The organism is Planctomycetota bacterium, assembly GCA_016235865.1.
In the GTDB taxonomy this organism is placed as follows: Bacteria; Planctomycetota; MHYJ01; order JACQXL01; family JACQXL01; genus JACRIK01.
The window spans coordinates 158,316-181,218 of sequence record JACRIK010000003.1 but is presented as its reverse complement, the minus strand read 5'-3'; the positions used below and the strand labels follow the sequence as shown (position 1 = coordinate 181,218).

22 protein-coding genes and 1 tRNA gene are annotated in these 22,903 nt (G+C 50.8%); 20 read left to right on the top strand and 3 right to left on the bottom strand.

Annotated features, from left to right (window positions below):
• The first annotated feature begins 338 nt into the window (after positions 1-338).
• The 4 genes from yajC to HZA49_02215 all read left to right on the top strand — a co-directional run bounded on the left by yajC (position 339) and on the right by HZA49_02215 (position 5,972).
• Positions 339-611, top strand: coding sequence for a preprotein translocase subunit YajC (gene yajC, locus HZA49_02230; GenBank protein MBI5778259.1), 273 nt, complete (start codon positions 339-341; stop codon positions 609-611).
• A gap of 189 nt (positions 612-800) precedes the next feature.
• On the top strand, positions 801-3,512 hold the full coding sequence (secD, locus tag HZA49_02225) for a protein translocase subunit SecD (protein ID MBI5778258.1): 2,712 nt from the start codon (positions 801-803) through the stop codon (positions 3,510-3,512).
• Between the two features lie 66 nt (positions 3,513-3,578).
• A complete protein-coding gene (locus HZA49_02220) occupies positions 3,579-4,409 on the top strand; it encodes a LysM peptidoglycan-binding domain-containing protein (GenBank protein MBI5778257.1) in 831 nt (276 codons plus the stop codon).
• 93 nt (positions 4,410-4,502) lie between these two features.
• On the top strand, positions 4,503-5,972 hold the full coding sequence (locus HZA49_02215) for an acetyl-CoA carboxylase biotin carboxylase subunit (GenBank protein MBI5778256.1): 1,470 nt from the start codon (positions 4,503-4,505) through the stop codon (positions 5,970-5,972).
• On the opposite strand, the gene HZA49_02210 is transcribed toward HZA49_02215, so the two are convergent.
• Together HZA49_02210 and HZA49_02205 are read right to left on the bottom strand one after the other, a co-directional pair.
• The gene (locus HZA49_02210; protein MBI5778255.1) at positions 5,969-6,283 is read right to left on the bottom strand and encodes a helix-hairpin-helix domain-containing protein; all 315 of its coding nucleotides are present in this window, start codon (positions 6,281-6,283) and stop codon (positions 5,969-5,971) included. The two genes, HZA49_02215 and HZA49_02210, sit on opposite strands and share 4 nt — an antisense overlap.
• A gap of 32 nt (positions 6,284-6,315) precedes the next feature.
• Positions 6,316-7,299, bottom strand: a complete 984-nt coding sequence (locus tag HZA49_02205) for a D-glycerate dehydrogenase (protein MBI5778254.1) — start codon at positions 7,297-7,299, stop codon at positions 6,316-6,318.
• 372 nt (positions 7,300-7,671) lie between these two features.
• Between HZA49_02205 and HZA49_02200 the strand changes: the two genes are divergently transcribed.
• From HZA49_02200 to aroF (HZA49_02150), 11 genes are all read left to right on the top strand, one after another.
• Complete coding sequence (locus tag HZA49_02200; GenBank protein MBI5778253.1) at positions 7,672-8,994, top strand: anthranilate synthase component I family protein; 1,323 nt, start codon at positions 7,672-7,674, stop codon at positions 8,992-8,994.
• Between the two features lies 1 nt (position 8,995).
• On the top strand, positions 8,996-9,601 hold the full coding sequence (locus HZA49_02195; GenBank protein ID MBI5778252.1) for an aminodeoxychorismate/anthranilate synthase component II: 606 nt from the start codon (positions 8,996-8,998) through the stop codon (positions 9,599-9,601).
• Positions 9,598-10,608 (top strand): anthranilate phosphoribosyltransferase, encoded by a 1,011-nt coding sequence (gene trpD, locus HZA49_02190; protein MBI5778251.1) that lies wholly within the window; start codon positions 9,598-9,600, stop codon positions 10,606-10,608. The genes HZA49_02195 and trpD overlap by 4 nt, the downstream gene beginning before the upstream one ends.
• Entirely contained in the window at positions 10,605-11,402 is a 798-nt protein-coding gene (gene trpC / locus HZA49_02185; protein ID MBI5778250.1) for an indole-3-glycerol phosphate synthase TrpC, read from the top strand. Before trpD ends, trpC begins: the two co-directional genes overlap by 4 nt.
• Positions 11,389-11,985, top strand: a complete 597-nt coding sequence (locus HZA49_02180; protein MBI5778249.1) for a phosphoribosylanthranilate isomerase — start codon at positions 11,389-11,391, stop codon at positions 11,983-11,985. The genes trpC and HZA49_02180 overlap by 14 nt, the downstream gene beginning before the upstream one ends.
• Positions 11,982-13,142: a tryptophan synthase subunit beta gene (gene trpB, locus HZA49_02175; protein MBI5778248.1), complete on the top strand. Its 1,161-nt coding sequence runs from the start codon at positions 11,982-11,984 to the stop codon at positions 13,140-13,142. Before HZA49_02180 ends, trpB begins: the two co-directional genes overlap by 4 nt.
• Before the next feature lie 79 nt (positions 13,143-13,221).
• A complete protein-coding gene (locus HZA49_02170) occupies positions 13,222-13,992 on the top strand; it encodes a tryptophan synthase subunit alpha (GenBank protein ID MBI5778247.1) in 771 nt (256 codons plus the stop codon).
• Positions 13,989-14,792 carry a 3-deoxy-7-phosphoheptulonate synthase gene (aroF, locus tag HZA49_02165; protein ID MBI5778246.1) on the top strand — a complete coding sequence of 268 codons (804 nt, stop codon included), beginning with the start codon at positions 13,989-13,991 and terminating at the stop codon, positions 14,790-14,792. Before HZA49_02170 ends, aroF (HZA49_02165) begins: the two co-directional genes overlap by 4 nt.
• A 5-nt stretch (positions 14,793-14,797) precedes the next feature.
• Positions 14,798-15,871 carry a prephenate dehydratase gene (pheA, locus tag HZA49_02160; GenBank protein MBI5778245.1) on the top strand — a complete coding sequence of 358 codons (1,074 nt, stop codon included), beginning with the start codon at positions 14,798-14,800 and terminating at the stop codon, positions 15,869-15,871.
• A complete protein-coding gene (locus tag HZA49_02155; GenBank protein MBI5778244.1) occupies positions 15,868-16,641 on the top strand; it encodes a prephenate dehydrogenase in 774 nt (257 codons plus the stop codon). The genes pheA and HZA49_02155 overlap by 4 nt, the downstream gene beginning before the upstream one ends.
• A gap of 10 nt (positions 16,642-16,651) precedes the next feature.
• Positions 16,652-17,665, top strand: coding sequence for a 3-deoxy-7-phosphoheptulonate synthase (aroF, locus tag HZA49_02150; protein MBI5778243.1), 1,014 nt, complete (start codon positions 16,652-16,654; stop codon positions 17,663-17,665).
• 51 nt (positions 17,666-17,716) lie between these two features.
• Here the strand turns inward: aroF (HZA49_02150) and HZA49_02145 are convergent.
• A tRNA-Leu gene (locus tag HZA49_02145) sits at positions 17,717-17,799 on the bottom strand.
• A 266-nt stretch (positions 17,800-18,065) separates the two neighbouring features.
• Between HZA49_02145 and HZA49_02140 the strand changes: the two genes are divergently transcribed.
• From HZA49_02140 to HZA49_02120, 5 genes are all read left to right on the top strand, one after another.
• Positions 18,066-18,680 (top strand): dual specificity protein phosphatase family protein, encoded by a 615-nt coding sequence (locus HZA49_02140; protein MBI5778242.1) that lies wholly within the window; start codon positions 18,066-18,068, stop codon positions 18,678-18,680.
• Between the two features lie 99 nt (positions 18,681-18,779).
• The gene (locus HZA49_02135; GenBank protein ID MBI5778241.1) at positions 18,780-19,658 is read left to right on the top strand and encodes a bifunctional 5,10-methylene-tetrahydrofolate dehydrogenase/5,10-methylene-tetrahydrofolate cyclohydrolase; all 879 of its coding nucleotides are present in this window, start codon (positions 18,780-18,782) and stop codon (positions 19,656-19,658) included.
• Between the two features lie 188 nt (positions 19,659-19,846).
• Positions 19,847-20,101: a hypothetical protein gene (locus tag HZA49_02130; protein ID MBI5778240.1), complete on the top strand. Its 255-nt coding sequence runs from the start codon at positions 19,847-19,849 to the stop codon at positions 20,099-20,101.
• A gap of 198 nt (positions 20,102-20,299) precedes the next feature.
• Complete coding sequence (locus HZA49_02125) at positions 20,300-20,968, top strand: endonuclease/exonuclease/phosphatase family protein (protein ID MBI5778239.1); 669 nt, start codon at positions 20,300-20,302, stop codon at positions 20,966-20,968.
• 1,010 nt (positions 20,969-21,978) lie between these two features.
• Complete coding sequence (locus HZA49_02120) at positions 21,979-22,890, top strand: hypothetical protein (protein ID MBI5778238.1); 912 nt, start codon at positions 21,979-21,981, stop codon at positions 22,888-22,890.
• Positions 22,891-22,903: the final 13 nt, after the last annotated feature.

The window sequence follows — 22,903 nt, the reverse complement described above, 5'->3', positions numbered from 1 at the left end:
CACAGAGGGTGAGTGAGTCTGTCGGAGGACATTAAAACATTATTTATATGCCGGGTCAAGGCAAAAATAAATAATCTCGCAATTTTATATAAATTTCTTGCCTGCCTGCCGTTGGTGTATATAATACATCGTTTTATACGGACAGTGTTATTACTGCCCGTTAGAGCCGGCTTCTAACAGCCGTACTATCATAATGAAGCGAACACGCTACTGCGTGACCGCGCGGCTCAGCCAGCGGCTGAACGCAAGCGAAAGGATTTAGGATGAATGTCTTTCAGGTTCACTACGTTCACTGTGAACAAATAGCCCAGGCAACTAAAAGTCCTGGTGGCGATATCATGTCAATGTTTCTTTTCTTTATACTTCCGATAATGGTCATATTTTATTTTCTAGTGCTCCGCCCGCAGAGAAAGAAGGAACAGGAACGGTTGGGTATGATTCAGAATGTCAAGAAGAACGATTATGTCCTGACCACCGGTGGCATCTATGGCACCGTGATAGGGGTCAAGGATAACGAGGTCACCCTGAAGATAGACGATTCCAATAATACCAGGGTAAAACTGGCCAAGAGCGCCATTATCGGCGTGGAAAAAACAGCTCCAGCTGAATAATATAGGACGCAGACCCGCCCCGCACATAATTTATGTGCGGGGTAAACAGATTACCCGGATTTTAAGGCTTGAATAAAATAACATGGGAGAAAAATATAGCGCCTGCTGGCGCCACGAGCGACGCGGATGTGGTTATCATTCGTTATATTCGCTTTTATTCGTGTGATTCGTGTTTAAGGAGATTTATCAATGAGTGAAACATCAAAATGGCAATTATTCCTGATTCTGATTATTGTCGGCATTGCCGGCTATATTGCCTATCCCAGCAATGAAAAACCGCTCTTCGGGCCGGGCGAGATGTTTGAGGGCAAGCAGATCCAGCCCGGGCTTGACCTCCGGGGCGGTTCGGAACTGCGCCTGGCCCTTAAAAAGGAGGGGGTGCCCGAGGGAAAGATCGGCGAATATACCGATAAGGCCAAGGAAATCATTGAACGCCGTATCAATCTTTACGGCTTAAAAGAGCCGCGCATCCAGAAATACGGCACCGACCAGATCCTGATTCAGCTGCCCGGGATGGATATGGCCGAGGCGGAACGGGTCAAGAAGATTGTCAGTTCCAGCGGGCGGCTGGAATTCAAATTAGAGGCCGACCCCAAAATCGTCGATGATTACAAGGAAAAATTCCCGACCGCGCCTCCGGGATATGCCTGGTATGAAAAAGAGGATGCCAAGGATTCGTCAGAACACGGCATGCGGGTTCTGGTCAGCAGTAAGGTCGAGTTGACCGGCGAGCATATTGTCAGCGCCGGCACCCGCTTTGTCCAGATGGAAGGGCTGGTGGTCGAATTCAAGTTTGACCAATATGGGACCAGGGTATTTGGCAAGGTCACCCAGGATCACGCCAAGAGTGTGGTGGGCGAGGACAATGCCCGGCGCCTGGCCATTATCCTGGATAATAAACTGGTTTCGGCGCCCCTGATAAACACCCCGATTACCGGCGGCGAGGGCATCATCACCGGGCGCTTCACGGCCCAGCAGTCGCTGGACCTGGCCACCGTTCTTCGTTCCGGCAGTTTGCCGGCCTCCCTGGAGATTGTCAGCGAGAATTACGTCGGTCCGTCGTTGGGCGAGGACGCGGTCAATCGGGGCATCATTTCATTCATCCTGGCGGTCGGCGCGGTGATTCTCTTTATGCTGATTTACTATCACCTTTCCGGGCTCATCGCCATTATGGCCATGGCCATGAACTTTATCCTGCTGGTGGGCATTCTTTCATTCTTCAGCGCCACCATGACCCTGCCGGGCATTGCCGCCCTGGTCCTGACCTTGGGCATGGCGGTTGATTCCAATATCATTTTCTATGAGCGTATTAGGGAGGAGGTCAAGAAAGGCAAAGACACCAATGCCGCCTTTGAATCCGGTTTTAACCGGGCCTTGGTCACCGTCTTTGACGCCAACCTGACCACGCTTTTGGCCGGTATTATCCTTTATTACTTCGGCACCGGGCCGCTTAAGGGTTTTGCCATCGTTCTGTGCGTCGGCATCATCACCACGCTGTTCACCGGCTATTTCGCCTCCAAGGTAATGCTTAAGGCGTTTATTGAAGCCGGTTTGCTCAAGAATTTCTCCATGTTGCAGATATTCGCCAAGGCCAATGTGCCGTTTATGCAGAAGGCCGGAATATTCAAAGTCGTTTCCATCATTCTGGTTATATTAGCGGTGGCGCTCTTTTTCTCAAAAGGACAGGAGAATTACGGTATTGACTTTACCGGCGGGACGGTGGTGAATATTAATCTTGCCAAGTCGGCTGATATCGGCCAGATTCGGGATACCATCCGCGGGATTACCGCGCTTGACCCGGCCACCAACGCCAAAGTATCTAAATACCCGGATGCCGAGGTCCAGAGCGTCTTGACCCAGATCAAGGGCGATGTCAAGTCGTCAGTCACGTCCGTCTTTAACCAGGCCCAGTACTCCTCCAATGAATTCCAGATTCGGACCAAGTTTGTCACTACGGCGGATAAGGTCCAGGAATTTAAGGCCGACCTGCAGAAATCATTCGCTGACAAGATTGCCCCGGACCGCATCGTCTCATCAACCTCGGTTACCAAAATCAGGGACTACCGCTATCGGATAACCGTGGAGCTGCCGGCTAACAGTGATATTAATGCCGTTAAGGAAAAGCTTAAAAACCGCTGCGTCAAAGACGGGTTCTCTGAGCCGTCTATGGTGGCGGAAGAAGAGTCGGCGCTCGGCGTTACGCCGACCGCCACCGCAGAAACCAAGAAACACTACATCTATTTTAAGGAAGATAACGATATGGCCTTGGAAAAGATTGTCCGCGAGGAAATGGGTTTTTCGGCCGGCCCGTTCTCCCGGGTGGAGAATATCGGCGGCATGGTGGCCCGGGAAATCCAGCGCAATGCGGTCATTGCCATCATCCTGTCCTGGCTGGGGATGATTCTTTATTTAGCGGTAAGGTTCGAATTCAAGTTCGGCCTGGCCGCGGTTATTGCCCTGGTGCACGACGTCCTGATTTCCCTGGGCGCGATTATCGTCTTTAATATGCTGGTGCCCAAATCAGCCGGAATGTCGCTGGAAATAAATCTTTCGTCCGTGGCCGCTTTCTTGACAATCATCGGTTATTCTGTTAATGATACCATCGTGGTTTTTGACCGCATCCGGGAGAACATTAAACTATTGAAAGGGGAGACGCTTTTTAATATCGTAAACCGGAGTATCAACGAGACCCTGGGCCGGACTATCTGGACCTCGTTGACCGTGTTCCTGACCGTGACGATACTCTTTGGCATCACGGCGCGTAGCGGTGGGGGCATTGCTTCCTTCGCCTTCCCGATGATGATCGGCGCGGTGGTCGGAACCTATTCCAGTATCTTTATCGCCTCCGCCTTGCTGATCGGCAAGCGGGACAGGGATAAAGTAGAAGTAAAGCAGGCATAGAGCCTGGAGCGTAAAGCCGATGTTGATTTACGCTCTACACTCTACGCTATATGAAAAGGAGTAAATATGAAACCAGTAACCGCTTTAGCAGTCATCGTTGTTGTCTTTTTGGTCATCCTGGGCATTGTCTTCTGGCAACTGGGATTATTTAACGGCACCACGCCTGAGACCACATCCTCTCTTATTGAACCCATTAGCCCGACCGATCTGGCTGGCCTAACATCCACCGGTCTGGCCGGCGTTCCGACCTATTACGATTCGATTTCTTCAACCGGCGGATTGGACCCGTTTTATACCGCGATGACGCCGGTCCAGCCCACTTCAACCTCGTATACCGTAAAGCCGGGCGATACCCTCTGGATAATCGCCCAGCATTTCTACAACGATGGCACCAAATGGAAGATGATTCAGGATGCCAACAAACTCCAGAATCCCAGTAAACTCAAAGTCGGCATGGTGCTGACCATTCCGGATGCCTCTGACACGTCCTACCGGACTACCGCGCCGGCGGCCACTGATACCATGACCGGCACTTATACCCCGGCAACCACCGGAACTAAATACCACAAGGTGGTCAAGGGTGATACGCTCTGGAAACTGGCCCGTAAGTATTACAACGATAATACCAAGACCGATTTGATATTCGAGGCCAACCGCGATAAGATGGCCACCCGTGAAACAAGCTTGCAGCCGGGCTGGAAACTCCTTATTCCCGACGCGCCCAAAAAGGAATCTAAACCCAAGACCAGCACCAAGAAGACAGCGCCCAAGAAAACCACGACGACGCCAAGCGAGTCAAGCAGCAATACTACACCGGCGCCGGCTACTGTCCCGACAACCCCGACACCCGCTATCCCCTCAAGCGGGGACAATACCCCGACCGGCGTTGGCGACTAGGTGATACTGTTGAAAAATCCCCTTAGTGATGTCATTCCCGCGAAGGCGGGAATCTGTTCATTGTTTGCCTGTCAGCAGGCAATCTGAAAATACATGAATTTATTCAAGAAGATTTTGGTGGCCAATCGCGGCGAGATTGCCATCCGGGTGATGCGGGCCTGCCGGGAACTGGGCATCAGGAGCGTGGCCGTCTATTCCGAAGCAGATCGGGACTCGCTTTTCACCAAATACGCCGATGAAAGTTACTTTCTTGGACCGGCTGAGGTATCCCAGAGTTACCTCAATATTGGCAAGATTATGGAAGTGGCCGGTAAGGCTGGGGTCGATGCGATTCATCCGGGCTACGGATTTCTGTCCGAGAATCCCAAATTCGCCGCGGCTTGCGAATCGGCCGGTATCGCCTTCATCGGGCCCCAGAGCATCGTAATGGAGATGCTGGGCAATAAAATCAACGCCAAGTTCATCGTCAAAAAGTGCGGGGTGAATATCATTCCTACCAGCGAAGGCGCAATTCAGAATCCGCCGGATGCGATCAAGGCCGCATCACTGATAGGTTATCCGGTCATCCTTAAGGCGGCGGGCGGCGGCGGCGGCCGGGGCATGTATATCGTGGAAGAGGAAAATCAGATGACCCGGATGTTTGAACTGGCGCAGTCAACCGCCCAATCAACCTTTGGGAATAATGAAATATTTATAGAGAAATTTATTGCCGGCCCCAAGCACATTGAATTCCAGTTCATGGCTGATAAATTTGGTAACGTGGTTTGCTTTGACGAGCGCGAATGTTCCATTCAGATGAGGCACCGCAAGCTCATTGAGGAGTCGCCTTCGCCGGCCATAACCGAGCCGGAACGGGATAAAATGGTCAATCTTATCCAGGCGATGGCCAAACAGGTGGGCTATCAGAACACCGGCACAGCCGAATTCCTGTATCACAACGGCGAATTTTACTTCATCGAGATAAATACCCGTCTGCAGGTGGAACATACCATCACCGAAATTCATACCCGGATAGACCTGGTTAAGGAACAAATTCTGGTGGCCGCCGGCAATCCTTTGAGTTTCAAGCAATCGGAGATCAATCACCGGGGCTGGGCGATTGAATGCCGGATAAATGCCGAGGACCCGCTCAATAATTTCTATCCCAGCGTGGGGCGCTTAAAGGCCTACCGGGCGCCGGGCGGCATCGGCGTCCGAATTGACAGCGGTATCTACAGCAATTCGCTTATTACCACGGATTACGACTCGCTGGTTTCCAAGGTCATTGCCTGGGGCCGGGACCGGAACGAGGCGTTGGAGCGGATGAAACGGGCGCTTTATGAATATGTCATCGTGGGCATCAATTCCAATATCCCTTTCCATTTAGCCATGATGAACGACCGGGATTTCCAGGACGGTAAATATGACACCACATTTATCCAGAAGAAATTGGAATATCTCATCGGTGAAACTAAGCAGATAAAAGACAAGAAGATACTTCTGGAAGACAAAATCCGGGATGATGTTGACAAGACTACTGCCGCTTCTAACGTGGCATTTGATACATCAAGAATGGATGGTTAGAGGCGCAGGTATTTCTTCATCCGTTTCAGTTTGATCGGGCCGATTCCATTTATTTCAGACAACTCGTCTATGTTTTCGAATAATCCTTTTTCCGTGCGGTATCTGATAATCTCTTCGGCCATACTGTCCGAGACATAAGGAAGCAGGCGTAATTCCTCTGCGCTGGCCTGGTTGATGTTTATCAGGAAAAACTTGCGCTCCTGCGCCAGAATCCCTGATACCGGTTTGTTGCTTAAACTAAATAACAGCCCGACAATAAACAGGATAGTTATCACCAATCCCAAAACGACCTTTTCTGAATAACTATACATTTAATCTGTGAAATCTGCGTAATCTGTGGTTGCTATTTAACCCTGAACAGCGGTTTTCTGCCCTTTAGTACCGCTACGATATTATCTGCCGCAATCTCGGCCATCCTGGTGCGCGATTCCACGGTGGCGCTGCCCAGATGGGGCAGCAGAGTCACATTATCCAGCTTGAGCAGGCCCGGATGGACCTTGGGCTCGTGCTCATAGACATCCAGACCAGCGCCGGCAATGAGATTATGCTTCAGGGCATAGACCAAATCCGCCTCCCGGACAATCGGCCCTCGGGCCACGTTGACAAAGTATGCCGTCTGTTTCATCTGCCGCAATTCCTTCAGCCCGATAAAGTATCTGGTATACTTGGTTAATGGCAGGTGCAGGGTGATGAAATCAGATTTCCTGAGCAGTGTTTTAAGCGATACCTTTTGGGCTGAGGTGGCTCGCTCAAAGGATGGCTCTTTAGAGCGGTTGAAATACAGAACCTTCATCCCGAAGGCGCGGGCCTTTCTGGCCACGGACTGGCCGATTCTGCCGGCTCCGATGATGCCCAATGTTTTGCCGCCCATCAGCCGTCCCAGCAAGAGGGTCGGGCCCCAACCCTTGAACCCGAAGGGACTGCGTCCAGCGAATCTGCCGGCCCGGACATAGCGGTCTGCTTCAGCCACCCGGCGGGCGCAGGCAAAGAGCAGAGCCCAGGTTACCTCGGCCGTGGCCTCGGTTAAGACGCCCGGCGTATTAGTGACGATGATACACTTTTTAGTGGCATAGGCTACATCAATATTATCAACCCCGACTGCGTAAGTGGAAATGACCTTTAAGCGTTTTCCGGCATCTATTACCTCACGGTCAATCCGGTCCGAGAGCATGCATAATAACGCATCCGCCTGTGCTACTTCACGCAGCAAAGTTTGGCGGGCAGCCGGTTTGTCAAGAGTATTGATTACCAGTTTATAATCCTGTTGACGCAGGATGCTTATTCCTGGTTCCGGTATCCGGCGGGTAAGATATACGAGTGGTTTCATATGACACCTTTACTGGTTGACCTCTGGTTGGTTCTGAATATACATATTTTGCTAAATAGATAAATTTTTATTGACAATATATTATTGGTTGATAATATGATGGTATGAATATTAATAGCAGTCGGTTTAATGGATTTACCCGTCTCAACCATTGGTGGTGGTATTACATCAATGGTCGGGGTGGGTGATATATTCTGCCGACTGCTATAAAGCTGATAAACCCATCCCGACCTGAAATCGGGGTGGGTTTTTTTATTAGTGTCAGTTAGGAGCCCCGCTTAAGCGGGATAAACTCCGCGACTTACTGGCACTTACCCCGCCTCGATATACCATCGGGGCGGGGTTAAAGTCGCAACCAGAAAGAGTTAATTTATGTCCAAGATATTTTCCGTTGAGATACCGGCTGACCTAGAAACGCCGGTCTCGGCATACCTGAAACTGAAACGGCTGGGCGCCTGTTTTCTGCTGGAAAGCGCTGAGAACAATGAACGCCTAGGCCGGCATTCATTCATCGGGCTTAATCCAGTCCTGACAGTCCGGTTGGATGATAAGCCGGATTGTCTGGCCCGCTTGCGGAGTGTGGTCAAGCCCCAGCCCAAGAATATCCACGCCCTACTGGGCGGATTGGTGGGTTATATCAGTTATGAAGTGGCGAATTCGTTTGAAGGGCTCAAGCCCCTAATCCATAATTATACCGGCCTGCCCGATGTCTATATGATACGGCCTGAAACCCTGATAGATTTTGACCACTATCAGCGTAAAATCAGGGTATCCAGTATTTCCGCTGGCCGGCTTGCTGAAATAAATTATGCCCTGCGGGCTGCCTTGCCAGCTGGAAATAATAAGAAAAACAAGTTATCAGTCAAGCCGGTGGTAAACGTATCCGCGGCAAAATACCGGCAGATGGTTCAGCAGGCGAAGGAGTACATAAAGGCCGGCGATATCTTCCAGGTGGTTCTGGCGCATGCCTTAAGCGGCGCAACCTCGGCCCAGCCGTTTAATGTCTATCGGGCCATGCGGATACTTAATCCGTCGCCCTACATGTTCTTCTTTGAGGCAGACGATTTCTGCCTGGCCGGCTCGTCGCCGGAGATGCTGGTCAAGCTTGAAGACGGCGATGTTACCCTCTGCCCGATTGCCGGCACCAGGCCGCGCGGCAAGAGCGAGGCCGATGATGCCAAACTGGAAGAGGGATTGTTAGCCAGCCCGAAGGAGAATGCCGAGCATTCTATGCTGGTGGATTTGGGACGTAATGACCTGGGCCGGGTCTGTAAATTCGGCAGTATCGTTGTGCAGGAGCATAAAAAGATAGAGCGCTACTCGCACGTGATGCACCTGGTTTCCACCCTGAGCGGCCGGCTTAAGCAAGACCGGAATATGTTTGATCTATTCAAAGCGGCATTTCCGGCCGGGACAGTCACCGGCGCGCCCAAGATACGGGCCATGGAAATCATCCGCGAACTGGAAGGCGTCCGGCGCGGCCCTTATGCCGGGGCCATGGGCTATTTCGGCAGTAACGGCAATATGGATATGTGCCTGACCATCCGGACGATTATATTCAAGGGAAACCAATATTTTATCCAAGCCGGCGCGGGTATCGTCTATGATTCCGACCCGGCGCAGGAGTATCAGGAAACCCTGAACAAGATGGCCGCCCTGAAAAGCGCTATTGCGATGGCTGAGAAAGGATTTTAATATGTTATTGCTTATAGATAATTACGATTCGTTCACCTATAATTTGGTCCAGGCCTTTGGGGAGATACTGGAAGAGATGAAAAATGGGAGAAGAAAGATGAAAGGCGGGGGAATTAGAGTTTTCCGCAACGATAAGATAACCCTTGGTCTGGCCAGGAAGTTAAGGCCCTCGCATCTGATTATTTCACCCGGGCCCAAACGTCCGGAGGATGCCGGAATTTCCAACCAGATGATAAAGTATTTTGCCGGACGCATTCCGGTGCTCGGCGTCTGCCTGGGGCATCAGTGCATGTCCCATATCTTCGGCGGCAAGGTCATCAGGGCCAAGGCGCCGGTGCACGGTAAAACCTCAAAGGTATATCACGACAGCAAGACCATCTACCAGGGATTGAGTAATCCCTTTGTGGCTATGCGCTATCATTCGTTGGTTGTGGATGAAAAGACGCTTCCCAAACGCTTTGAAGTCAGCGCTTATACTTCGGATGGCGAGATAATGGGTATCAGGATGAAAGACGCATTGGTCGAGGGCGTTCAGTTTCATCCGGAATCATACCTGACCGCCGAGGGAAAGCAATTACTGAGAAACTTTCTGGAGATGAAGGTATGATTAAAGAATATATTTTTGCCATTGTAAACGGCCAGGATTTATCCAGGGACCAGGCGCATCAGGCCATGCTTTTGGTTATCTCTGGTCGGGTTGACCCGGCACAGATTGCCGGATTCTTGACCGCCCTGAAGGCCAAGGGCGAGACCGTGGACGAGCTGGCCGGTTTTGTCCAAGCCATGCGCGACCGGATGGTGGCTATCAATCCAGCCGGAATCAGCATTGACCTATGCGGGACCGGCGGCGACCGCAAGAATACCTTTAATATCTCCACCACGGCTTCTTTTGTTGTCTCGGCCGCTGGTCTGTCCGTGGCCAAGCACGGCAATCGGAGTGTTTCCAGCTCATGTGGCAGCGCCGATATCCTGGAGAAACTTGGTGTTAAGATTAATCTCACACCTGAAGCGGCTGAAAAGTGCCTGAGTGAAATCGGTTACACCTTCCTCTTTGCGCCCAACTTCCATCCGGCCATGAAGAACGTGGCGCCGGTCAGAAAGGCGCTTGGTATCCCGACGGTCTTTAATATATTAGGACCGCTCTGCAACCCGGCCCAGGTACGCCGGCAGTTAATCGGCGTTTATGATTCGGCCAGGTGCCAATTGGTGGCGTCAACCCTGAATGAACTATCCGCAGAAACCGCGTTAGTGGTTCATAGCCAGGACGGGCTGGATGAAATCTCACCGGCCGGCCCGACTAATGGAATGCTTTTGTTAAATGGTTCCGTCAGCCGAATGGAGATAAATCCCCAGGCCATGGGCATTACAGCCGGCGCTATAAACGGACTTTCGGTCAAGGATGCTGATGAGAGCGTCCGGCTGGTGCATTCTGTCCTGAATGGCGATAAATCCGTGGCCCGGGACGCGGTGCTGCTTAATGCCGGAGCGGCGCTGTATATCGGCGGCAGGTCCAAATCCATTGCCGAGGGCGTAGCCCTGGCCGGAGAAACCATTGATTCGGGTAAAGCCCGTAAGAAATTAGAAGAGTTTATTAGTACGTCAAATAAGTTATGAGCAATAATTTCCTGAATGATGTCATTAAATACAAAAGGGCGGTTATCAGGCGCGACAAACGGGCCGAACCGCTGGCGGTTCTTAAGAAGATGATAAAAAAACTGCCGGCGCCGCGGAAGTTGAGCGAGTCGCTCCTGAAAGGCAGCGGCATTATTGCCGAGATAAAGCGACGTTCGCCCAGTATCAAGAGTTTTCCTAATGCGGCTGATATCGTAAAACTGGCTCAGGAGTATAAAAAGAACGGTGCCTCAGGCATCTCGGTCCTGACCGATGCGAAATACTTCGGCGGCTCACCGGATGATATGCGGATGGTTAAAAGGCGTGCTAAAATGCCGGTCTTGAGAAAGGATTTTATTATTGACGAATACCAGATTTACCAGTCCCGCGTCTATGGAGCTGACGCGGTCTTGCTGATTGCCTCTATTTTGGATGATAATCTATTGGTAAGGTTTCATAAGATAGTTACAGCGCTGGGAATGGAAGCGCTTATAGAGGTGCATGATGAGGCGGAGATGATGGCGGTAACCAGCCGGTTCCTTCCCAAGGATGGGGTAATCATCGGCATCAATAACCGTGACCTCAGGACGCTCAAAATGGATATGGATACCGCCGTTCGGCTTTTATGGATGGTGCCAATGCCGATGACTAGGATAGTTGAAAGCGGGATAAAAACGCGGCAACAGATAAAGCAGTTATTTCGTCTGGGCGCGGATGGGTTCCTCATCGGCGGAACACTACTCAAGTCACCATCGCCCGGAAAACGGTTACGACAATTAATTTATGGTAAAAGTTAAGATCTGCGGCATCACCAATTACCGTGATGCGGCTGATGCCATTGATTGCGGGGCCGATGTCCTGGGATTTATTCTGGCCAGGAGCCCGAGACAGGTAACGCCGGATGAAGCCCAACGGATTATCCGGAAACTGCCGGCATCCGTGATAAAGGTTGGCGTATTCGTTGATGCGCCGATAGAAAAGGTTCGTTCGGCCATGAAATACTGCGGTTTTAACCTGGTCCAGTTGCACGGCCGGGAAGACCGGGAATATTGCCGGCGTCTTTATCCGTATGTCCTGAAGGTATTCAGGGATAAAACCCCGGGTGTCATTAGGTCAATCAGGAGTTACGGCGCCGGGATATTTATGCTTGATTCAGGCCAGGGCGGAACCGGTAAACTGGTGGACTTGAAGATTGCTCGGGGTGCGGCGAAACTGGGCAATATGATTCTGGCCGGCGGGCTGACCCCGGACAATGTGGCCGGCGTAATCAAGAGTATCAAACCATATGGCGTTGATGTCTCTTCCGGGGTTGAGAAAAAGCCGGGTAAGAAAGATAAGAAAAAGGTAGCGGCATTTATAGATGTCGTTAAATTATTATGAATAGAAATAAATTCGGTCCTTACGGAGGCCGGTTTGTGCCTGAGACCATTATCCCGGCACTGGATGAATTAACCGCGGCTTACGATAAGGCCAAGAAGGATAAGAAATTCCGGTTAGTGCTCAATCGTTACCTGAAGACCTATGCCGGCCGGCCCACGCCGCTCTATTATGCGGCCAATCTGAGCCGGATTTATGGGGCGCGGATATATCTCAAACGTGAGGATCTGGCGCATACCGGCGCCCATAAGATAAATAACTGCCTGGGCCAGGCGTTGCTGGCCCAGCGGATGGGCAAGGGCCGGATTATTGCCGAGACCGGCGCCGGCCAACACGGCGTGGCCACGGCTACGGTTGCGGCATTGCTTGGGCTTGACTGCACGGTCTATATGGGCGCGACGGATATCAAACGCCAGTCGCCTAATGTGGCTCGGATGAAACTGCTCGGCGCTGAGGTTCGGGCGGTTGACAGCGGCACCAGGACGCTTAAGGATGCGATTAACGAGGCGCTCCGCGACTGGATAACCAATATCAAAAATACCCATTACCTGATTGGTTCGGTGGTTGGCCCGCATCCTTATCCTACAATGGTGCGCGACTTCCAGTCTGTTATCGGCACTGAAGCCAGGGTCCAGATACGCCGGGCGATTAACAGGATGCCTGATTACCTGGTGGCCTGCGTGGGCGGCGGGTCAAATGCCATCGGATTATTCTATCCGTTCCTGAAAAATAGGAATGTCCGGATGATTGGCGTGGAGGCAGCCGGCCGGGGACTCAATACCGATGAACATTCGGCCACATTGTCAAAGGGCTCGCCCGGCGTTCTGCACGGTTCCTACAGTTACCTGTTGCAGGACAAGGACGGCCAGGTCCAGTCCACCCACTCGGTCTCGGCCGGGCTGGATTATCCAGGCGTGGGTCCGGAGCACAGTTATCTCAAGGATACCAAGCGGGTAAAATACGTAGCCGTGACCGATGATGAAGCCGTAAATGCGTTTAAGGAACTTAGCCGCTGTGAAGGGATTATCCCGGCCCTGGAATCGTCCCATGCCATTGCCTATACCAAAAAGATGTGCCAGAAGGTTTCACCGAATAAGGTAATCGTGGTTTGTCTGTCAGGCCGGGGCGATAAAGACCTTGGAATAATTATGAATTATTAATTACCCCCTCACCCTTCCCTCTCCCCTGTGGGGAGAGGATAGGTGAGGGGACTGGATTTAAAACTCCATACAATGAATTATGAGTTATGAATTAGAAACAATCTTTAATAAGTTGCGGAAACAGGGGCGAAAGGCGCTGATACCTTATTTCACCGCGCTTTATCCGTCCGCCAAGGTATTTAAGCAGTCGGTCATTGCGGCAGCAGATGCCGGGGCGGATATAATTGAAATCGGACTGCCGTTCTCAGACCCGCTGGCCGATGGGCCGGTTATCCAGCATTCGTCACACTACGCCCTAACGCACGGATTCACCGTGGAACGAATGTTTAAGTCCATCAAGCAACTGAGAGATAAGACCAAAACGCCGTTGGTAATCATGACCTATATCAACCCGGTGTTGAGCTATGGGGTGGTTAGATTCATGCGAGAATGCCGGAAGAGTGGGGTAAGCGGTCTGATTATCCCTGATATGATACCTGAAGAGGGCGGGCTGATAGAGAAAACAGCTGCGCTGAATTGGATAGCGATTAATTACATTGTCGCCCCGACCACGCCGATGACCCGAATCAGGCTGATTGCGGCGCGCACCAGCGGATTTATTTATCTGGTCTCGGTCGCCGGCGTTACCGGTGAGCGCCGGGGAATTCCGTCTTACCTGCCGTCTGTGGTAAAACGGATTAGGCAGGTTACGGATAAACCGGTGTGCATCGGATTCGGGATTTCCACGCCGGCCCAGGCCCGGGCAATGGCCCGCCTGTGCGATGGCGTGATTATCGGCAGCGCCCTGGTAAAAATGACTAATCCGTCTACCGTGCGCAGGTTTCTGAAGAAGGTGAGACAACAATTATGAAAAATATCAAACTGGCTAAACTAGAAGGCAATCCACGGAGTATTATCAGGGTTGGGAATGTCAGGGTTGGCGATGGTTTTGCGGTTATTGCCGGTCCCTGTAGTATTGAGAGCGAGGAGCAGATGCGGGAAACCGCATTAGCCGTGAAACAAGCCGGAGCAGATATGCTTCGGGGCGGGGCCTTCAAGCCGCGGACATCACCTTATGCCTTTCAGGGGCTTGGGCTTAAAGGGCTGAAAATCCTTAAAAAGATAGGCGAGGATATTGGAATGCCCGTGGTGACCGAGGTGCTTGATACCAGAGATGTTTCCTGGGTGTCCGAATATGCCGATGTTCTCCAAATAGGGGCGCGCAATATCCAGAACTTCTCGCTGCTTAAGGAGGTTGGCAAGATAAATAAACCGGTAGTTCTTAAAAGGGGGATGGATTCAACCATCGAGGAATTATTGAATTGCGCCGAGTATATTCTAAATGCCGGTAATCCCAATGTCATACTCTGCGAGCGGGGTATCAGGACCTTTGAGACCTACACCCGCAATACCCTTGACCTGAGCGCGGTGCCGGCCCTCAAGGAACTGACGCATCTGCCGGTAATCGTTGACCCGTCGCATGGAACCGGACGGTTAAGTTTGATTGGCCCGATGAGTTTGGCGGCGGTTGCCTGCGGCGCGGATGGTGTTATGATTGAAGTGCACCGAAACCCGGCCGAGGCGCTTAGCGATAAGGACCAGTCGCTTACACCCGGGCAGTTTGCGGATATAATGCAGAAAATAACAAAACTCAAGAAGTTTATGGAGTAAAATATATGGCAGATGTAAAACTTGATTTAGATGATGTGCGCCGGAAGATAGACCTGATTGATTTTCGGATAATTAAACTGTTGAATGAGCGGATGGAATATGTAATGCGCCTCAGACGGCTGAAGGATGGTATCACTGACCAGAAACGCGAGCAAATTGTAATGGGTAATGTCCAGAAACATTCCCAGGGATTAGTCAGGCCATCTTTCTCGGAAAAACTATTCAACGAGATAATCAGTGAAAGCAAGAAGATTCAACAGGAGGGCCTTAAATCCATCGGGTTTCAGGGAGAGCATGGCGCCTATGGTGAGGACGCCGCACTCAAGTTTGATAATACCGGCATACCGCTTCCCTGCCGCCAGTTCGTTGATGTTTTTGATGAGGTCGGCTCCGGCCAGATTGACTTCGGGGTTGTGCCGGTAGAGAATTCGCTGGAAGGTGCAGTGACCGAGGTGAACGACTTGCTGGTCGGTACTGAACTCAAGATATTTGGCGAGGTAAGGTTCCCGATACACCATTCACTTCTGGCGTTACCCGAGACGGATTACCGTGAAATAAAGGCGGTTTACTCGCATCCGCAGGCGCTGGCCCAGTGCCGGGGATTCATTGCCAGGAATAACTTGGAGCCGATACCGTTTTATGATACAGCCGGTGCGGCCAAGATGATTTCTGATACAAAAGCCAAGGCGGCCGCGGCCATCGCCTCTGCATCTTGCGCCGAACTTTATAATCTGGAGATAATCAAAGAGGAGATAGAAGACGATAAATCCAATTTCACACGTTTTCTTATTCTGGCAAAGGAATCAAACAAAGAGCCGGGCAATAAATGTTCCATCGTCTTTTCCACCAAACACGAAGCCGGAACACTCTTTGCTGTCTTAAAGGTATTCTCTGATGCTGGTATAAACCTGACGCGTATAGAATCAAGACCGATACGCACTGACCCGGGTAAATACGCATTCTTTCTTGATTTCCAGGGTTCAGACCGTGACACAAAAGTAATCGGGGCGTTGGAACAGGTTAACCAAAAGGCCGTGATGTTTAAGTTTCTCGGTTGCTACAGCGAGGCGAAGTTATGAAAATAGCGGTAATCGGTTTCGGTAAGATGGGTTCCTGGTTGGCAAAAGGCATTGTTGCTGATAATGAAGTAGCGATTTATGATATTGACTCTGCCAAAACAAGAGGCATCACTCAGTTGAAGGTTCTTTCTGGGCCGATGGATATCGGGGCCTTCAGGCCGGAAATGCTCATTAATGCCGTCAACATCCAAAATATCATCAGTGCCTTTGAGTCCATTGTCAAATACCTGCCGCGTGACTGCATTATTTCAGATGTGGCTTCAATCAAGGGTGAACTGCCGCGGTATTACCAGAAAAGCGGATTCAGATTTGCATCGGTGCATCCGATGTTCGGGCCGACTTTCGCTAAAATGGACTCGCTCAAGGATGAAAATGCGATTATCATAAGCGAGTCCGATAAAACCGCCGCTGATTTCTTCAGGACATTCTTTAAGAAACACGGGTTGAATATATCTGATTATTCATTTGAGGAACACGATAAGTTGATGGCTTATTCACTGACACTGCCGTTTACAGCGTCGATAGTTTTTGCCGCTTGTCTGAACCGGTCAACTGTTCCCGGCACAACCTTTGCGCGGCATCGCAGTATCGCCCGCGGACTTCTATCTGAAGATGATTTCCTGCTGGCTGAGGTATTGTTCAATACATACTCGTTAACGCAGCTGGAGAAGATAAATTCCCGCCTGGAATTACTCAAACATATCATTAAGGCGCGGGATTATGAAGAGGCGCAGAAATTCTTTGCTAAGTTGAGAGAGAATTTAGTATAATAAGATTATGATAGTTATAAAACTAAAGCCCCAGATAAACGTCAAGCAGATATCGGTCCTGATTAACCGGATAGAAAAGGCCGGTTATCTGCCGCACCTGTCCAAGTCCGATGGCCGGACCCAGATCGGCATTATCGGCGATGAACAGTCAATCCTGAATTTGCGCCTGAACCGGATTAAAGGCGTGGCCGAGATAATCCAGACCGATAAGCCGTTCAAACTGGCCAGCCGCGAATACAAGCCGTCTGATACCCATATCAAGGTAGGCGAGATAACAGTCGGCGCCAGGAAGATAGTCATGATGGCCGGTCCCTGCGCGGTAGAGAGCTATGACCAGATGCTCCTGATTGCCCGGGCGGTTAAGAAGTCCGGCGCTGATATCCTCCGGGGCGGCGCCTTCAAGCCCCGCACCTCGCCCTACAGTTTCCAGGGGCTTAAGCAGGAAGGCCTGAAGATTCTGGCTGAGGTCAGTAAGACCACCGGTCTGCCGGTGGTAACTGAGGTGGTTACTTCAGCCAATGTCGCTCTGGTCAGCCGCTATGCTGATATCCTCCAGATTGGCGCGCGGAATATGCAGAACTACGCCTTGCTGGAGGAGGTTGGCCGGACCCGAAAACCGGTGCTCCTGAAACGGGGAATGATGTCCACCTTAGAAGAGCTGGTAATGGCTGCTGAATACATCCTGTCCCAGGGTAATCCCAATGTCATGTTATGCGAGCGGGGCATCCGGACCTTTGAGAAATATACCCGCAATACCCTGGATATCTCGGCCGTGCCGTTGCTAAAACAACTCTCGCACCTGCCGGTGATTGTTGACCCCAGCCACGGCACCGGCGTGCGTAGCCTGGTTCCGGCCACAGCCATGGCGTCTGTGGCCGCCGGAGCAGATGGGTTGATTATAGAAGTGCATAACAATCCGGAGCAGGCGTTGAGCGACGGATTCCAGAACATCAACCTGCCGGAATTCAATTCATTGATGAAAGACCTCGGTCCGCTGGCTAAGGCCATTAAGCGGGAAATGTAGGAACTACGTTGCGCGATACGGGATGCAAGATACACGATAAGAGGTTTTAAATGCCGAAGGAGGGAGTTGAACCCTCACGACCTTGCGGTCAGGGGATTTTAAGTCCCCAGCGTCTGCCATTCCGCCACTCCGGCTTTATGATTGAAGATAGCATACGAAAATATGGTTTATTATCAAGAAAATTCGTGCCACTAAGGCACCAAGGCACAAAGGACACAACCCCCTTTTATTCCCCCTTTGTTAAGGGGGACTAATTTGAGAGACACTAATTCCCCCTTATTAAAGGGGGCGAGGGGGTTGTCTTGGTGTCTTCGTGCCTTTGTGGCAAAGGTTCCTATACTCCAAGAAAATAGAATCGGATTTACTTGCCTTGCGGATATTCCAAAGTTAGATTAGAGACATGTTTACAAACGGTCGTTTCAGATTATTATCAGTTGCAATTATTGTCGGCTTATCCATCCTGAGCGCCTGCAATTGCCATGAAACCGTTCAGGGCACGCTGCCGGCTTCGGCGGTCCAACCGCGTGATGACATCAAAGGCCTGTCTAATTTCGCCAAGGTATCAGAGACACTCTATCGTGGCGCCCAGCCGGATAAAGAGGGTTTTGCCGAACTCAAGAAGTTGGGCATTAAGACCATCATCAACCTGCGGGCCAATCATTCGGATATAGAGATGATGAAAGGCCTGGGCCTGCAGTATTGCTTCATCCCTTCTGATTCCGGCGATATCAAGGAAGAGAACGTGGCGGCATTCCTGAAGGTGGTTACTAATCCGGCTCATCAGCCGGTTTTTGTCCATTGCGCGCACGGCGCGGACCGGACCGGGACAATGATTGCGGTCTATCGCATCTGTTTCCAGAACTGGAGCCGTCAGGACGCCCTGAACGAGACCGATGTCTTCGGCCGGCATACGATTTATCCTAATATCCCGAGATATATCATGGGTTTTGATATAGAAGCGATAAAGAAGAAGGCAGAAACGGCTCCGGAACCTAAAATGGAAACAATTAACTGAACACGAATCACACGAATGGGAACAAATGGCACGAATAATTAAATTCGTGTAATTCGCCGTATTCGTGACATTCGTGTTAAAAAAGATTGTGAGGTAATTATGGCAGCACAGATCATATCCGGCACCGAGACATCCAAGAAAATCCAGGCCGAACTAAAGGACGAGGTTACCCAACTGCTGGCCAAGGGCGTCAAGCCCTGCCTGGCCACCATCCTGGTGGGCGAGGATGAGGCGTCCAAGGTCTATGTCGGCCAGAAGGTCAAGACCTGCGAGAGATTGGGCATCACTTCCTTGCATAACAAACTGCCGGTTAATGTCCAGGAACCGGAATTGCTCAACCTGATTGACCGGCTTAATAAAGACAAGAACGTCCACGGCATCCTCTGCCAACTGCCGTTACCAAAGCATATCAATGCCGATAAGGTCCTGCTGGCCATCTCGCCTGATAAGGATGTGGATGGATTCCATCTGCTCAATATGGGCAAACTCCTGTCCAAGAAGAATATGAAGGAGATTGAGCAAGAGGGGATGTATCTGCCCTGCACCCCGCACGGCATTATCCAGTTGCTTAAGCGGAGTAATATTAATATGAACGGCGCCGAGGCAGTCATTGTCGGACGCAGTAATATCGTCGGCAAGCCGGCCGCGCTGTTGCTGATGGCTGAAAACGCCACGGTCACCATCTGCCATTCCAATACCAAGGACATCGGCGAGGTCTGCCGCCGGGCGGACATACTGGTGGCGGCTATTGGCAAGCCCAAGTTCGTCACGGCGGATATGGTCAAGGACGGCGTGGTGGTCATAGATGTCGGGGTCAACCGCCTGCCTGAAGGCCTGTGCGGCGACGTGGACTTTGAGGCAATCAAGGACAAGGCCAAGGCCATTACCCCGGTCCCGGGCGGAGTCGGCCCAATGACTATTGCCATGCTCATGGTCAATACCGTCAAGGCGGCCAGAAAACTCAGCGGCGTGAAGTAACAACCGCAGACGTAGCGACATCCCGCCGAAGCGGGACCTAGCGGGATGACACTGATTAATTAGTCCCCCTTATTAAAGGGGGTTAGGGGGTTGTCCCGTATGGAAAATCTGCGGAATCTGTGAACTAAGCTAAGCGTGAGCATGAGCACCTACTGGAGCGGAATGAAATCTGTGGTTTGATTAGTATTATGAGCAAAGACACCGAAAAAGAAATCATCAAAGTCCTGGCCAAGCGGTTTAAGCTGACCCTTGAGCAGGCCCGGAATTTGGTCATTGCCTATCGGCTGAGCGGCTCCTGTGATGAGGGGATAATGGGCACGGCCCAGGCCACCGGCATAAGTTTGAAGATTGTCATGGATGTGTTTTATTCCCTGGACGATTTACGAGATATAATTAAGGAAGACGAGGATATGAAGAAATGGTGGAAAACAGGGGATATGTAAACCACACATTCGCTGCGCTCAGTGTAAACAGATGACACAGATTTCGCTATCGCGGTCACTGCGGTGTTCTCAGATGCATTAATCCCCTCTAAAAAGAGGGGCTTGTCCCGCACATAACTTATGTGCGGGATAAAGGGGCGTGTTATTTTATTCCATTCGTGAGATTCGTTGTATTAGTATGATTCGTGTTTAATGGTTATGCGCAAAAAACTCCGCTACATCATTTTGATATCAACCCTGGCGGCTTTTCTACTGCTCATTACAGTATCATATTTCCAGTGCACGCTTAGAAAACCCGAGATGCCGACCGGCCCGCATGTCAAGGTATTAACCTGGAATGTCAACTGGGGCATGTCAGGGGCGTACAAGACCTTGGCGGTGGTGCGCGATGCCGGCGCTGACATTGTCTGCTTGCAAGAGACCACATCTAATTGGGAAACCCTGTTACGGAGAGAATTATCTTCTATCTATCCGCACATGAGTTTTCGCCATTCCGGCGGCGCCGGCGGCCAGGCCATCCTGGCCAAAAAGCCGTTCCAGGAGCGTGAATATGTCCTGCCGGAAGACGCCTGGTTCCCGGGCTGGATTTGTGAATTAGAGACGGATATCGGGCTGATTCAGATTTTGAGCGTCCACCTGCATCCACAGCTTAATGACAGAGGCAGTTTTACGCCCAGCGCGTATGTTACCACTAAAAAAGTCCGCCTTAATGAGGTGCAGACCCTTTTCCCGTTGCTCAAGAAGGAAACTCCGTCATTAATACTGGGCGATTTCAATGAAGATGAGGATGACAAAGCCAGTCAATGGGTTGCGGAACAGGGATTTACCGATGCGCTCTATGAATTTGACCGTGAATCCAAGACCTAGAAGTGGAAAGTAAGCATCGCCACAATAAGCAAGCGTTTTGACCGCATTTTCTATTCAGCCGGGCTTTACTGTTTCAGCGCGGAGGTTATTAAGGGAGGCGGCTCAGACCATTTCCCGGTCATGGCAATATTCAAGACGGCGGGGCAGTAGGAGGATAAGTCGCAGATTATCATTGACAGTCCAGGCGACATTTACTATATACGGGGCATACCATAGAGTCAGCATCATTGTTTAGCATAAAGGGCTATTTTTAGAAAACCGTGTCACGAAACCATTATAAATAGAGGGAGAGAAAATATGTGGTCTGTCCCACGAGACAAATCATTCAAAGGCAAGTGGCCGGTCACGGGCGAAAAACCCGTCATCAGCATGCCTCCCGGTGCGCTTCGCTGCAGGTTCGTTGTTCCCGGTCTCAGTAGAGTTCAGCCGCCGCTGGATACTGACCGATGGCGCCGAAGCGCCATGGCGCCCTTATGGCGCTCACCAGTGCTTTGCACAGGGCTGTCTACCGGGCTAATTTGTTTTTAGTTTTGATGACACACCACCCGTAGAAAGCCAGTTTTTAAGCCCTTGCCCCCTTACGAAGGGGACTAATGCCACTACCTAAGCCCTTGCTTACCCTTACCTATGGTCTTAGATACCACTCCCTAAGCCCTTAACTACTACTCCCTAAGCCCGGCACCCGTACTCCCTAAGCCCGTGACTATGACTCCCTAAGCCCGTCACCCATACTACTGAAGCCCGTGACTATGACTCCCTAAGCCCGACACCCATACTACCGAAGCCCCTGACTATGGCTTCCTAAGCCCGTCACCCATACTACCGAAGCCCTTGACTATGACTACCGAAGCCTGGCACCCTTACTTCCTATGCTCGTGACTATGGCTTCCTAAGCCCGACACCCATACTACCTAAGCCCGTGACTATGACTACCTAAGGGGTAGTATACCCCCTCAGCCCCCCATATCCCTTGCATTTTTATTATAATTATATACAATATAAAAAGATATATGAAAAAAGAGGTCGTATTATCGCTCCATTCTACTATTTATGTAGGTCTGGAAGGCTACCAGAAATTGAGCACAAAATGGCGTCGCGGCTGTATTCGGGCCGCTGCGCACATCAATCAGGACAGAAAGGCATCTGTAGGCACGAAGGGAGCTTTTAAGGAAAAGATTGCCAAACCCCTATTGCAATCCGCTCTTTCCTATCTTGGCCCGATGTTCGAATACAAATACGGTCCCAATGCCGGGTTAATGATGAAAAAATACCGGCAAAAATTATTCCGCTCCGCAGGGAAATATTTCTCCAAATTGGATGGGATTTATGAAACGGTTAACGGCATTAAGGCCAAAAGATACAAGGAAGCCATAGACCGGAAAACCTCTTCATACCTGAGCCAGGCCGGCCGGTTCCTCTTTCCCCTGACAGTGGCAGAGTATCCGCAGAAGAGCGTGGTTTCGTTAGCCGCGATGGCGCTGGCCGGTTATCCGAAAATCCAAAAACGATTCCTCAAGGAGACCGATAAACTCCTGGCCGGCAACAGCGTCAGGATTACCACTCCCCAAATGATTGGCCGGTTCAAGCGGGCGCTCAATGCTCAGATTATTAAATATGGCTCACAAATATTACGATTCCTAAGGGCATTGGAAATCGTCTCCAAGATGATGAATAAAAACACCGGGACGTATGGCGTTGCCTGGAATGAGGTCTTTCAAAGGATGTCTGAAGAGTTAGTTGATATAATAAAAATTTCCAACCAGGCGCTTAATGAAACAGTTGAAAAATACCGTCGGCTGAAAAAGATAGCGCCATTTAAGGAAGACGGCGATTCACACATAAATTTTGTCCTGGAAAAACAAGTGGATCGTACACAGGAGCAGTTTTCTCTTTGCTTGGATATCCAGGTGTCCATGGGGTAAACCCAGAGCACAG